Source organism: Verrucosispora sp. WMMD1129 (assembly GCF_029581255.1).
In the GTDB taxonomy this organism is placed as follows: Bacteria; Actinomycetota; Actinomycetes; order Mycobacteriales; family Micromonosporaceae; genus Micromonospora; species Micromonospora sediminimaris.
In genome coordinates this window covers 1,885,092-1,898,517 of the sequence record NZ_CP120741.1, presented here as the reverse complement: position 1 = coordinate 1,898,517, position 13,426 = coordinate 1,885,092, and the positions used below count along the sequence as shown (strand labels likewise).

Sequence of the window (13,426 nt, the reverse complement as noted above, 5' to 3'; positions counted from 1 at the left end):
CACGTCTACGACCCGAACCTCTTGGTCAACAACCGGCTGGTCTGGCGAGGCCACCGGTCACGGTGGGGTGGTGATCGGGATGGGGCCGGTGTACGGGGAGGCGCCGACGACGTTGAACGAGCGCACCCGGTAGTGGTAGGTGACCCCCCGGGCCAGGCCGGTGTTGGTGAAGCCGCGACCGGTGACCGTGAAGGTGGCCAGTTCCCGGGTGAACGCCGGATCCAGGGCCCGCTCCACGGTGAAACCGGCGCCCTGGCCGGCGGGCGTGCTGGCGGACCAGCCCAGGACCACGGTGGCGGTGTCCGGGCCGGGGGCGGTGGTGGCCGCGCTGACCGAGGTCGGTGTGCCGGGTGCGGGTGGGGTGGTCACCGTCGCCACGGTGGACCAGGGTGACGCGGCGCCCAGGTAGGTGGTGCGTACCCGGTAGTAGTAGGTCGTGTCGGGCGCGACCGCCGGGTCCAGGTGGTTGTCGCCGACGCTTATCGCGGTGGTGCCCGGCCCGCTGGTGAAGGTCGGGTTTGTGGCGCGTTGCACGTCGATGCCGGTGGCGAAGGAGTGGTTGGCCCAGCGCAGCGCGACCCGCAGCGGCGCGGCGGGTGGAATGGTCGCGGTCAGCTTGGCCGGCGCGGTGAGCTGCACCGATGCGGGAACGCTGTTCGACCAGGTGGAGCAGCTGGCCGCGTTCTCGGCGCGGATGCGGTAGTGGTAGGTGACGCCGGGGGTGACGGTGGCGTCGGTGTAGCGGGTCGCGGTCGCCGCCACGGTGATGGTGGTCAACCCGTTCGTGAAGGTCGCGTCGGTGGCCCGTTGCAGCAGGTGGCTGGTGGCCGGTGGCCGGCTGCCGTTGCCGGTCCAGGCGAGGGTGATCGCCGGCAGCGCGGTCGCCGAGCCGGGGGCGGGTGCCGCGGTGAGCCCGGTCGGTGCCCGGGGCGAGACCCGGACCACCAGCGGGCGGCTCATGCCCTGGTCCCGGTGACCGCCCGCCGCGCTGCCCCAGCGGTACTCCCAGCCCAGGTTGACGAGTTGGTTGACGACCGCGGCGGGTTGCCCGTCGACGGGGCTGACCGGAGTGGAGTCGAGCCGGGTACCGGCCGGCCGGGTCGGGTCGAGCAGCCGTACGCTGTCGCCGATCTTGAATGGTAGGGCCGGTGCTTCGGGGCGGAGCGCGAGCAGCACGTCCTCGCCGGGATCGACGCGTACCACCTGCTTCCAGCCGAGTTCGCCGGGGTGCGGCGGCCGGATTGCGCCGTCCCGGCCGACCCGACCGACCACCTGAACGTCCAGGCCGTCGAACCGCACCGGGTGGCTCTGCCGCCCGGAGCCGCGTACCCGCCAGAGTTGGCTGCCGTCGCCCGGTGTGCCGACCGACAGGGCCGGGTCGCTGGCGTGCACCACCTCGGTCGCCGGTTCGGTGGGACCGAGCGGCAGGGTGGCCTCGCCGCACGGTCCGCCGTGGGGGTGTGCCACCCCGAGCCGGCCGGTGAGCCGCCCGTACCCGGGCTCGAAGACCTGTCGGACGGACTTAAGGTTCAGCAGCAGGCTGACCGGTGCGCCGCCGGGCGGGGTGAACTCGACGGTGGTGGCGTGCACCGGGATCCGGGTCGGGGCGCTGCTGGTGCCGAAGCAGGGATCGTAGGCCGGTTGCGGCACGACCGGAGGACGCTGGCTGGCCGCGTACGCGGCGGACAGGCGGTCCCGCAGCCGGTCGAGGTCGTACGGCGATGCCGGGGTGCCGGTCACCCGTAGCTGCATCAGGGTGCGGGTGTTCGGCCCGTACCCGGGTACGGTCGGCGGCGCGCCGCCCTCGGCGGTGCGGTCGGGGCCACCGGTGTGGTGGTCGTAGCGGGGGTCGAAGCAGGGCAGCGGGGCGGGGCAGTCGTTGTAGAGGATCAGGGTGGTGCCGGGGTCGACGGTGGCGAGATCCACCAGCACATCGGCCCGCTCGCCGGGGGCGAGCAGCAACGCGTGGCCGTCGACGTTGAGCACGGTCGGGTCGCGTCGGTCGTAGCGGAAGCCGATCGGGCGGTTCGGCACCACCACGGGTGCCGGCAGTAGGCCGCAATCGTTGCCGATCCGGATCATCTGCGGGCCGGCCGCTGTCGGGTCCGGCACGCCGCCGGGCCGCCCGTCGGTGGGCCAGTCCGTCGGCCGGCCGGGGGCCCGTACCGCGTCGACCATCGGCACCTCACCGGCATCGGGGTCGGCCAAGGTGCCCTCCGGCGTCCACATCGGCACGTCCGAGGCGGCGCGGTACAGCTGAAGGTTGAGCCAGCGGTCGGTGCAGGCGTTGAGGATGCGCCACCGGTGGACCTTCGGCTGCACCTCCAGATAGGGGTACGCGGCACCGTTGACCAGGACCGTGTCGCCGTACGCGGCGGGCACGGCGCTGGGGTGCGGCACAGCGGGCGCTTCCGGCGGCTCGTCCGGCTCGGTCACCGGGTCGTGGTGCGGGTTGGGCACCGCGGTGGCGGAGGCGTCGGGATCCGCTGCGGCGGTACGCGACCAGGGCCCGTAATCCCACCGGCCAGTCGGGTTGATGCCGTCGCGACGGTACGGGTTCTGGCGGGACTGGTAGACGTGCGGGTGCCAGAGGGAGCCCCGGGCGCCCCAGCGGTCCCGGTCCCAGGTCGGATCCTGCGCGGCGAGCTGGGCGTCGTCCGGCACGAACGTCTTGTCCTCGAAGACCAGCGGCAACTGCTCGGCGGGCAGCGTCCCGTCGTCGATCAACCGCTCCTGCGCGTCGTCGGTGAGCAGGTAGAGCGCCAACTGCCCGGAGTAGACGGTCAGCCGGGACAGCCCGACGGTGTTGTCGTGGAACCAGAGCAGCCGCCCGCTCTGGTCGTTCGGGTAGTAGAGGGTGGTGGCACCCTGCCCGGGGTGGGTCATGTCCGGCACGTGGGCCAGACCGGCACCTGTGGGGTAGGGGGTGATCTCGCCCGCCGGGGTGATCCACTGCCAGGGGCTGCCGGCGCTGATCCAGCCGGTGAGCGCCCCGCAGAGATGCAGCACCGCCCGGTTCTGCGGGTAGGGTGCCGGCCCGTCGAGGGGCCCCGGGCCGGCGCCGGGCACCGTCGGGTCGACCGGCAGGAAGAGGTCGCCGGTAGGCAGCTGGTTGATGAACTTGACGCGTACCGGCCGGCCGCGTCGGGCGAGCACGACCGGACCGAGATGCCAGGGTCGTCGGGGCGGGGTGACCGTGTTGTGCCCGTCCGGGTTGGTGCCCAGGTTGAGCTGGCGGTAGCCGCGCAGCCGGGTCGCCGGCAGGTCCCGGTGCAGCCGCTGGGTGTACTCCTGCAACCCGATCTCGTAGTAGTCGCAACCGGGATAGGTGATCGTGTCGGGCACGGCGACCGGCAGGTGAGCGCCGAGCGGAGTACGCCCCAGCTCGCCCAGGCCGGGCAGCGGGTCGATGAACTTACGCAACCCGGTGCCGGCCACCACCTGCCCGTCCTCGTCGTGGACGGGCAGCGGACTGTAGGCGTGGTTGGGCACCGGACCGAAGCAGCGGGGCACCGCCGCCGGATCCAGACTCGCCGGCCCCGGGCGCGGCGGCCTGGACGGCGCCGGTTCCGGATGCGTCCGCTCGGGCGTCGCCGGTGCCCGCGTCGGTGCGCCCGGGGAGGGGCCGCCGGAACCGGTTTCGTCGGTGTCAGGGCGGGTGTGTGTGCCGTTCTCCGTGTCCGGGGCGGTTCGGGTGCTGGGGACGGTGCCCGGTTCGCCCGGCTGGTCGCTGCGGGCGGCGCGGTCCAGCCAGGTCGACCGGAGTCTGCGGAACACGGCCATGGCTCTCCCGGTGATCCTGGGCGCGGCGGCCACCACCCCGACGTGGCGGCGCGGACACGCGTGCTGACATTCCGTGAGCCCTCAACCGCAGCATGCGACGTGCGATGGTCGGTTAGGAAGTCCCCTTTCGTGCCAATCTGCCGAGCTGCCGGCGTGTCGCCGCCGCCACTCCGCGCCGGTCGCGTGACCGGCCATCCACCGGCTCCGACCTGCCCAGACCGTCGCGTGGAAGATGCACGGCAGCGCCCTGTCCGGCGGGTGGAAGATGCGGGCTCAGGCCGGGTCACCGGGCTGGCAGGTGGGGCACCAGTAGGTGACCCGGTCGCCCAGTTCCTCCTTGCGAATGGCGGTGCCGCAGCGCCGGCACGGCTGTGCCCGTCGCCCGTACACGTAGCTGGTCCGGCCACGCCCCAGCGCGCCGGTGGTGCTCTGCGTCCAGCGGCCCCGGTTCGCGGCCAGCAACTTCTGGGCCAGCGTCACCAGGCCGGTGAGGTCGGGCACCTCCCGCACGGGGGTGCGGGGATGCACGCCGCGGAGGAACAGCACCTCGCACTTGTAGAGGTTGCCGACGCCGGCCAGGATGCGCTGGTCGAGCAGGGCCACGCCGACCGGGGTGTCCGGGTGGGCGGCGAGCCGACGGACCGCCTCGGCCGGATCCCAGTCGCCGCCGAGCAGGTCGGGGCCCAGGTGACCGACGAGGCGCTCCTCGTCGGCGGTGGGCACCAGCGCCACCTCGTGCAGGTGGTAACCGACGGCGGTCGCGACCGGGGTGCGTAGCACCACCCGGATCAGGTGCGCCGGTCGGGCGGTCCACCGCTCCCCGGGGGCGTACGCCCGCCAGGTGCCGTCCATCCGCAGGTGCGAGTGCAGCGTCCAGCGCGACTCACCGACGTCGGCGGGGGCGTCCAGCCGGAGCAGCAGGTGTTTGCCCCGGCTCGCGCTGTCGCGTACCGACCAGCCCGTGAGGTCGGTGGTGGCGAGCGAGGGCACCCGGAAATCGCTGCCGGTCAGCCGGGCACCGACCAGCGCGCGTTCCAGGACGCGGGCGGTGTTCCAGACGGTGTCACCTTCGGGCACGGCACCATTCTCCCTCACCCGAGCGCAATTCACATGTATCGCTATTTGTATGGCGCTTCTGTTCGATCTACGGATATAGGCACTATCGGGGAGTTCTGAGGAGAATGCCGATGAATCGTCCCCGCAGTTCCGTCCTGGCCGTCGTCCTGGCCACCGTCCTCGCCGTCACCCTCCATCCCCACTCCGCTTCCTCGGCCGGTCGCGCCGACCGGTGGACCGCCGACCTGTCGGTCGTCGATGCCGACGACGTCAACGTGCGACACACCCGTGCTGGCCTGCGACTGGCCGACGCCCGGCCACCCGGCGTGCCGGCCCGGCGCAGCGCGGTGGCCGAGGGCATGCTGGTGGCCACACCGCGTACCCTCAGCCGCCCGGCCACCCGGATCCGCGCCCAGGTCACCGCCGCCAGCTGGCCCGGTGCCACCGCGATCGTCCAGGTCCGCGGTTGGCGGACGGCCGGCTGGACCGAGTGGCGCGACGCCGCGCCGGCTGCGGTCTTCGACCGGCCGGTCCGGCGGGTACAGGCCCGGGTGGTGCTGACCGGCAGCCCCTCCGGTGCCAGCACCGAGGTCCGCGCCGTCCGGCTCACCGCCGACACCGTCGCCGCGGTCACCGCCGCCACCCCCGGCCTTACCTACCGGGTGTACGCGACCCGAATCGGACTGGTCGGCGAGTTGACCGCCAACGGGCACACGGTCCGCGCCCGGGACCACTTCGTCGCGTTGCCCTCCCGCCGGGGCCTGTCTCCGCGCAACACCGGTGACTACACCGTGCGGGTCTGCACCATCACCGGCAGCCGCTGCGAGTACGCCCCGGTCTGGGACGTCGGGCCGTGGAACACCCGCGACGACTACTGGAACCTCAGTGCCGTGCGGGAGAACTGGAAGGCGCTGCCGCAGGGTAGACCGCAGGCGCAGGCCGCCTACCAGAACGGCTACAACGGCGGGCGGGACCAGTTCGGGCGGGTGGTGCTCAACCCGGCCGGGATCGACCTCGCCGACGGGACGTTCTGGGACGGGTTGCAGCTGTCCACCAACGCCTGGGTCGACGTGGCGTACCTGTGGACCGGCACCGGTCCCCGAGGGGTGGTCGGCGACGGGCCACTGACCGTGCGGTCCGGCCCCAGCACGAGCTACCAGTCCCGGGGCCTGGCCGCCCAGTACGCCAACGTGCCGATCCAGTGCTACGTCATCGGGCAGACGATCGCCGGTCCGTACCGGACGACAAACCGGTGGAACCGCCTGGCCAGCGGTCAGTTCGTCAGCCACGCCTACATCTCGACGGTCTGGGGTGGGTCGGTGCCGCTCTGCTGAGGCCGGCACCCAGAGCCGGGTCGGCGTCCTCCCAGGCCGGCCCGGCTCGCCGCGTCAGCGGGTGCGCTGGGCTGCCCGTGCCGGCTGGCTCAGGGCAGCTCCTCCGGTCTCGGCGTGCGCACCAGCTCCTGGTACCGGGGGTGGCAGGCACCGTAGACGGCGAAGTTGAGGCGGGCGTGCGAGAGGCTCAAGTCCCCGTTCGCCCCGCCGCGTACGGCGTCCGCGTCGGCGTCGCCCTGACCGTCATCTGTCCAGAAACAGACCGGGCAGGTGCCGCCGCCGGTCCGGTACGCGCAGCAGGGACAAGCGGCGGGAACCCAGCGATCATCCACCTTGACAGCTTTCCACAGTAGACGCTTCATCCGTGTTGTCCGGAAGCGTCCCCCACGACGCTGTAACCCCGGACCCGCAGCAGCGTACCCGGGGCCACCGCGAGCAGTTCGGCGGCGTGTCCACCGTTGACGGAGAGCGCGACCCGGCCGGCGGAGTCGGCGTGCGCCACCAGGGCACCAACCGGGGCGTCGCCGAACGTACGTCCGTGCACCACGTCCCGGTCCCACCTGCCGACACCCGTCGGGCCGTCCTCGGCGGCCGGGTCGTGCGCCGGCTCGCCGGTCGCCGGACCTACCCGCACCCGCGCCGGCAGCGGGTCCAGCAGCTCGGCCGGGGCGGCCAACTGGACGTTGCCGAAATGGTCCACCGTCACCACCTCGGCCACGAACCCGTCCGGCAGTCGGTGCACCAGCGGTTCGGGGAGCCGCACCAGCGTCGCCGGCTCGACCGGCGGGCCGGCCTCGGCCAGCGGGGCGCCGAGAGCCAGGCGGGCCGCGACCGGGGCGAAGACGTCCCGCCCGTGGAAGGTGGCCGACACCCGGGGTGCCAGCCAGCGCGGATTGGTCAGCTCCACCGCCTCGGTCACCCCGCCGAGCGCCTCGGCGGCGTTCAGCAGCAGGCCGTTGTCGGGTCCCACCAGCAGGCCACCGGGGGTGCCCAGCGCGACACCCCGGCGGTTCGTACCGACCCCGGGGTCGACCACCGCCACGTGCACCCCGGGCGGCAGATGCGGCACGGTCTGGGCCAGCACCGCCGCGCCCCGCCGGATGTCACCCGGCGGCACCAGGTGGGTCACGTCGATGACCCGCAGCGCTGGCGCGACCCGGGCGATCACCCCGTGGCAGACCGCCACGAAGCCGTCGGCGAGGCCGTAGTCGGTGGTCAGCGAGAGGGCCTCGGCCGGTGGCCGGGACTCGCGGGCGGCACTGCTGGTCACGGCACCGGATCGTACGCCGGTATCCGCCGCCACAGGTGCCGATGGCGCCGGTGCGGGAGCCGCGGCTCCGGCGTTTCCTGATGCCGGATTGCCGACAGCGTGGCTGACCGACCGGCCACTGCCGGTGGCGGTCCCGGTTGGACAGACTGCGGGGGTGAGTCACCGGATGCTGCCAACCGTCGTTCTGCTCATGGCCACCATCGCCCTCGCCGGATGCGGTGCCGATCAGGACCAGCCCGCCGCCGCGCCGACAGTCGGCAACCCAACGGCGGATCCGACCCCACCGGCCGGCCCGGACGCCGCAACTCCGCCGACCGGCGCGGCGAGCCCGACCGCCCCGGGCAGTGCCGTGCCGCCGCCGTCGACCCATCCGGCGACCCCCGGGCCGAAGCCCGACGGCAGCACCGAGCGACGGCCGCCGAGCCCGCCGCCGGTGGAGCTACCACCGCGCCAGGCCGGCGAACCGACCGGCCGGGAGGTCGTGGCCGCGTTCCGGGCCGCCGGGCTCAAGGCGGCAAACGTCCGGGACCGGTCCGTCGACTGTGGGCCGGACGGGTTGGGGTTGGGCTGCTCGGAGCTGGTCGTGACCGACAACGTGGCCGTCTACGTCTTCCCGGACGAGAGCAGCGCCGGTGACCTGGCCGAGCGGTGGAGCGGCGCCGCCTACCGCAACGGCACCGTGGTGCTCAACTACCTTGAGGCGCCGACCCCGCCCGCCGACCGCCCCCGCTACGAGAAGGTCCTCGACAAACTCCGCTGAAGTCGCTCTACGTACGCAGCCGGAGGCCGCGCGGGGTGGTGCGGAAGCCGGCGGCGGTCAGGGCGTCGCGCAGCGGCGAAGAGCGTACGGACTCGCCGTCGGCGCGCTCCACCGAGATCGGGCCCAGCGCGCCGGAGTGGACGGCGTCGGCCAGGGCCTTGCCGGCCGCGGCCAGCGCGTCGACGTCGTCGGTGAAGGAGAGCAGCGTCCGCCCGCCCCGCTCCACGTAGAGCGCCAACTCGCCCTCGACCAGCACGACCAACGCCCCGGCCTTGCGACCCGCCCGGTGCCCGGTGGTCGGCGGTAAGGCCGCGTCACCGGAGTCGACGGCGCGCTCCGGCCAGGGCAGCGCCGCACCGTACGGGTTCGCGGGATCGGTGGCCGCCAGCACCACAGTGGCCCCGCCCCGCCGGCCACCGTCGAGCGGATCGGCACCGGCGCGGATCCGGTCCACCGCGCCGGGCACCGCGAACTGCGCCGCGCCCAGCCCGTCGACGAAGTAGCCGCGCCGGGCCGCGCCGCGCTCCTCAAGGGCGGACAGCACCGGGTAGACGGCGGCGAAACCCCCCATGACCTGCTCTGCCACGACCGCGCCCCGGGTCAGCACCCCGTGCCGTTCGAGCAGGACGTCGGCGAGCGCGGCGGCGCGGCGGGTCGGGTCGGTGTCCCGCTCCGGCAACCGCGACCAGCGCCCGGCCACCGTGGGCGGCCCACCGCGACTGGGCAGTGCCACCCGTCCCGGGCGGCGGTAACGCCCACGGGCGGCGGTCGGGCGGGCGCGGTGCGCGCCACCGGCGCCCAGCACCGCCCGCAACGGTGCCAGGGTGTCGTTGGTGAGGTGACCGGCCCAGACCAGGTCCCAGATGACCGCGGTCAGCTCGGCGTCGTCGGTGGCGCCGACCCGATCGGCCAGGGGCCGGAAGAACAGCGCCTGCCCGTCGTCGAGGGCGTCCAGCACCGCATCGTGCAGGGGCGTACGGGCGAGGGTGTCATCCGGCGGCGGAAGCAGCAGCGGAGCCGAGTCGGCGTACGCCAGGCTGACCCAGCCGTCCCCACCGGAGATCGCCCCTGCGCCGGCCCACAGCACCTCGCCACTGGCGCACAGCTCGTCGAGCTGGGCAGGGGAGTAGTCGGCGACCCGGGCGGGCAGCACCAGCCGTTCCAGCGCCGACGCGGGCACCGAGGCACCTTGCAACTGCTCGATAGTCGCGGCCACCGCCTCGACCCCGCGAGCCGAGGAGCCCACCTGCTGCCAGCGGGGCAGGAAGGTGGCCAGGGCCTGCGGCGGTACCGGTTCGATCTCGCGGCGTAGCGCGGCGAGGGAACGGCGGCGCAGCAGGCGCAGCACCTCGACGTCGCACCACTGGGTGCCGGCCGTGTCCGGGGTGAACTCGCCGGAGACCACCCGGCCGGTGACGGCCAACCGGCGCAGGGTCTGCTCGACCACGAAGACCCCGAGCCCGAAGCGGGCCGCGCAGCCGGCGGCGGTGAACGGGGTGTGGGTGCGGGCGTACCGGGCCACCAGGTCGCCGAGCGGGTCGGCGACCGGTTCGAGGTACGCCTCGGCGACACCTACCGGTAGGGCGACGCCGAGAGCGTCCCGGAGCCGGCCGGCATCCTCGACGCCGACCCAGCGTTCCTGCCCGGCGATGCGCACCCGCAGCACCCGCCGGGCGGCGGCCAGCTCGGTCAGCCACGCCTCGGGTGCCCCGCGTTCGGCCAGCTCACCGGTGCTCAGGTCGCCGAGCTGCCGCAGCAGCTCGATCACGTCCTCGGCGTCGCGGGTACGGCGTTGAGTGGTGAGCCAGCGCAGTTGTCGTTCGGTCTCGGCGAGCACCGCCGGGTCGAGCAGCTCGCGCAGGTCGACCCGGCCGAGCAGCTCACCGAGCAGGGCCGAATCCAGGGTGAGGGCGGCGGCCCGGCGTTCCGCCAGCGGCGCGTCGCCCTCGTAGAGGAAGGCGCCGACGTAGCCGAAGAGCAGCGAGCGGGCGAACGGCGACGGCCGGGCGCTCTCCACCTCGACCAGGCGCACCCGGCGGCCGGCCAGGTCGCGCATGACCTCGGTCAGGGCGGGCAGATCGAAGACGTCCTGGAGGCACTCCCGCGCCGCCTCCAGGGTGACCGGGAAGTCGGCGTACTCGCGGGCCACGTCGAGCAGTTGGGCGGCGCGTTGTCGTTGCTGCCAGAGCGGCTGGCGGCGACGCGGATCCCGGCGCGGCAGCAGCAGCGACCGGGCGGCGCACTCCCGGAACCGGGCGGCGAACAGCGCCGAGGTGCCGACCGACTCCTCCACCAGCTGGGCGATCTCCTCCGGATCGAAGGCCACCACGTCGGCGCCGGGCGGAGTGTCGGCGGTGTCCGGCAGCCGGACCACGATCCCGTCGTCGGCGGGCATCACCTGCGCGTCGACGCCGTAGCGCTCGGCCAGCCGGCGGCCGATGGCCAACGCCCAGGGCGCGTTGACCCGGGCGCCCAGGACGCTGTGCACAGCCAGCCGCCAGTCACCCAGCTCGTCGCGGAAGCGCTCGACGACGACCGTCCGGTCGTCCGGCAGGGCCCGGGTCGCCGCCCGTTGCTCGTGCAGGTAGGTCAGCAGGTTTCCGGCGGCCCAGTCGTCCAACCCGGTGGCCCGCAGCGTGGCGGTGGCCTGTTCGGTGTCCTGCCGGAGCAGGGCGCGTACCCGGGCGCCGATCGCCCGGCCCAGTTCCACCGGCCGGCCCGGCTGGTCGCCCTTCCAGAACGGCATCTTCGCCGCCTGCCCGGGGGCGGGGGAGACCAGCACCCGGTCCGGCGTGATCTCCTCGATCCGCCAGGACGAGGAACCGAGCAGGAAGACGTCGCCGACGCGGGACTCGTAGACCATCTCCTCGTCCAGCTCGCCGACCCGGGCGGCCCGTTCCGCCCCGGCCAGGAAGACGCCGAACAGGCCCCGGTCGGGAATGGTGCCGCCACTTGTCACCGCCAGCCGTTGCGCGCCGGGACGGCCGGTCAGCACGTCGGTCGCGCGATCCCACACCAGCCGGGGGCGAAGCTCGGCGAAGGCGGTCGACGGGTAGCGGCCGGAGAGCATGTCCAGGACGGCGTGCAGCGCGGAGTCGGGCAGCTCGGCGAAGGGCGCGGCCCGACGGACGACGGTCGCCAGGTCGCCGACCCGCCACTCGTCCAGGGCGACCATCGCGACGACCTGCTGGGCGAGCACGTCCAGGGGGTTGCGGGGGTGGTGCAGCTCCTCGATGGCGGCCTCGCCCATCCGCTCGGCGACCACGGCGCAGGAGAGCAGGTCGCCTCGGTGCTTGGGCAGGACCACCCCCCGCGACACCGCGCCGACCTGGTGCCCGGCCCGGCCGACCCGTTGCAGGCCGGCGGCCACGCTGGGCGGTGCCTCGATCTGCACGACGAGGTCGACCGCGCCCATGTCGATGCCGAGTTCGAGGCTGGAGGTGGCCACCACCGCCGGCAGCCGGCCCGCCTTGAGCGCCTCCTCGATCTGCCGGCGTTCCTCCCGGGAGACGCTGCCGTGGTGCGCCCGGGCGATCACCGGCGGGGCCCCGGAGACCGCGCCGGCCTGGGCCATCATCTCGGCGGGTGTCCGGGCCGCCGGGCCGGTCGCGGGTGGCGTCGCGGCGGCTGTCTCGTCGGCGGCCAGCTCGTTGAGCCGGGCGCAGAGGCGTTCGGCGCTGCGTCGGGAGTTGGTGAAGACGATCGTCGAACGGTGTGCCCTGATCAGGGCGAAGACCCGTTCCTCGACGGCCGGCCAGATGGACGCCGTGCGGGGACCGGCGAGCTCGTCCTCCGGGCTCGGCTGCTCGTCGAGGCGGGTCATGTCCTCCACCGGCACCTGGACGCTGACCTCGATCGTCTTGGCGGTCGCCGGGGCCACCACGTCGACCGGGCGGGCACCGCCGAGGAAGCGGGCGCACTCGTCCAGCGGTCGGACGGTGGCGGAGAGCCCGATGCGCTGTGCCGGGGCGGGCAGCAACTCGTCGAGCCGCTCCAGGGAGAGGGCCAGGTGGGCGCCGCGTTTGGTGCCGGCGACCGCGTGCACCTCGTCGACGATCACCGTCTCCACGCCGCGCAGCGAGTCCCGTGCGGCGGAGGTGAGCAGCAGGAACAGCGACTCCGGCGTGGTGATCAGGATGTCCGGCGGGGTACGGGCGAAGGCCCGCCGCTCGTCGGCGGGGGTGTCACCGGTACGCATCCCGACGGTGATCTCCGGCGGGGGCAGGGCGAGCCGGGTGGCGGCCTGCCGGATGCCGGTGAGCGGGGCGCGCAGGTTGCGCTCGACGTCGACCGCGAGCGCCTTGAGCGGACTGACGTAGAGCACCCGGCAGCGCTGTCGAGGGTCGGCGGGGGTCGTCTCGCGGGACAGCCGGTCGAGTGACCACAGGAATGCCGCGAGGGTCTTGCCGGAGCCGGTGGGCGCCACGACCAGGGCGTGCCGGCCGGCGGCGACCGCGTTCCAGGCACCGGCCTGCGCCGCCGTCGGCGCGGCGAACGCCGCACCGAACCATTCCCGGGTCGCCGGGCCGAACCGGGAGAGCACCTGCTCGCCCGGGGTCGTGCTGGAATCCGCCACGAACCAATCCTGCCCCCGGGCACCGACATTCGTCCGTCGCGAGCCGGGCGGCGAGTCACCTGTTAAGGCGTTTAAGGTGACTTGCGCCAAGAATCCGTTAAGTCTCACTTAACTGCTTGCTCTTGCCGAGCAACATAAAGTAACTTCACTCGCGGTGTGGTGAGCGGCGGAGGGGGTCGGATGGCCGTCGAGGAGCGGAGTTCAAGGCCCGGCACCGACATCCTGATCCGCAAGGTGGACAGCCACGTCACCGCCCTGCGCGCCGGGCTGCACGGCCCGGAACTCGAACTGGCCGAGCGGCTCGCCAGTTGCCTACGCGAGCTGGTCCTCTCCACCGCGCAGGCCAGCGCCGCCGACCGTGCCCAGGTGCGGGCCGCCGTGCACTACTTCGTCCTGCGCCGCGAGAGCCGAGGCCGGTTGTTGTCCGTACGGTCCCTGGCCGCCGCGCAGCGGCTGGTCAACCGGGCCGCGTCCCAACTGGGCCGGCCGGACCTGGTCGTCGAGGGCCGCCCGGGTCGCGGTGACAGCGCCGCGCCGGACGTCGCCGCGCACAACTGATTCGGTCGTTACCGGCTTTTAGCCGCTTTGCCGGCGAAAGTGTGTTTACTTCGGGAAAACCACGCGTCGCGCGCTGGACTGTCGTCTGA

8 protein-coding genes are annotated in these 13,426 nt (G+C 73.8%); 3 read left to right on the top strand and 5 right to left on the bottom strand.

What is annotated here, in order from left to right; genetic code table 11:
• Positions 1–57: 57 nt before the first annotated feature.
• Positions 58–3,783, bottom strand: a complete 3,726-nt coding sequence (locus tag O7624_RS08625; protein WP_282239630.1) for a hypothetical protein — start codon at positions 3,781–3,783, stop codon at positions 58–60.
• 273 nt (positions 3,784–4,056) lie between these two features.
• Positions 4,057–4,860 (bottom strand): DNA-formamidopyrimidine glycosylase family protein, encoded by an 804-nt coding sequence (locus O7624_RS08620; protein ID WP_282239629.1) that lies wholly within the window; start codon positions 4,858–4,860, stop codon positions 4,057–4,059.
• A 110-nt stretch (positions 4,861–4,970) separates the two neighbouring features.
• Here O7624_RS08620 and O7624_RS08615 point away from each other — a divergent pair, with 110 nt between their 5' ends.
• Positions 4,971–6,173 (top strand): hypothetical protein, encoded by a 1,203-nt coding sequence (locus O7624_RS08615; RefSeq protein WP_282239628.1) that lies wholly within the window; start codon positions 4,971–4,973, stop codon positions 6,171–6,173.
• Between the two features lie 89 nt (positions 6,174–6,262).
• On the opposite strand, the gene O7624_RS08610 is transcribed toward O7624_RS08615, so the two are convergent.
• Both O7624_RS08610 and O7624_RS08605 read right to left on the bottom strand, forming a co-directional pair.
• Positions 6,263–6,505: a CPCC family cysteine-rich protein gene (locus tag O7624_RS08610; protein ID WP_093410170.1), complete on the bottom strand. Its 243-nt coding sequence runs from the start codon at positions 6,503–6,505 to the stop codon at positions 6,263–6,265.
• A gap of 26 nt (positions 6,506–6,531) precedes the next feature.
• Positions 6,532–7,443, bottom strand: a complete 912-nt coding sequence (locus O7624_RS08605; protein WP_282239627.1) for an SAM-dependent chlorinase/fluorinase — start codon at positions 7,441–7,443, stop codon at positions 6,532–6,534.
• A gap of 154 nt (positions 7,444–7,597) precedes the next feature.
• Between O7624_RS08605 and O7624_RS08600 the strand changes: the two genes are divergently transcribed.
• Complete coding sequence (locus tag O7624_RS08600; RefSeq protein WP_282239626.1) at positions 7,598–8,203, top strand: hypothetical protein; 606 nt, start codon at positions 7,598–7,600, stop codon at positions 8,201–8,203.
• A gap of 7 nt (positions 8,204–8,210) precedes the next feature.
• Here O7624_RS08600 and O7624_RS08595 read toward each other — a convergent pair whose 3' ends face one another.
• The gene (locus tag O7624_RS08595) at positions 8,211–12,779 is read right to left on the bottom strand and encodes an ATP-dependent helicase (RefSeq protein ID WP_282239625.1); all 4,569 of its coding nucleotides are present in this window, start codon (positions 12,777–12,779) and stop codon (positions 8,211–8,213) included.
• A 180-nt stretch (positions 12,780–12,959) separates the two neighbouring features.
• Between O7624_RS08595 and O7624_RS08590 the strand changes: the two genes are divergently transcribed.
• Positions 12,960–13,337, top strand: coding sequence for a hypothetical protein (locus O7624_RS08590; RefSeq protein WP_282239624.1), 378 nt, complete (start codon positions 12,960–12,962; stop codon positions 13,335–13,337).
• Positions 13,338–13,426 lie beyond the last annotated feature (89 nt).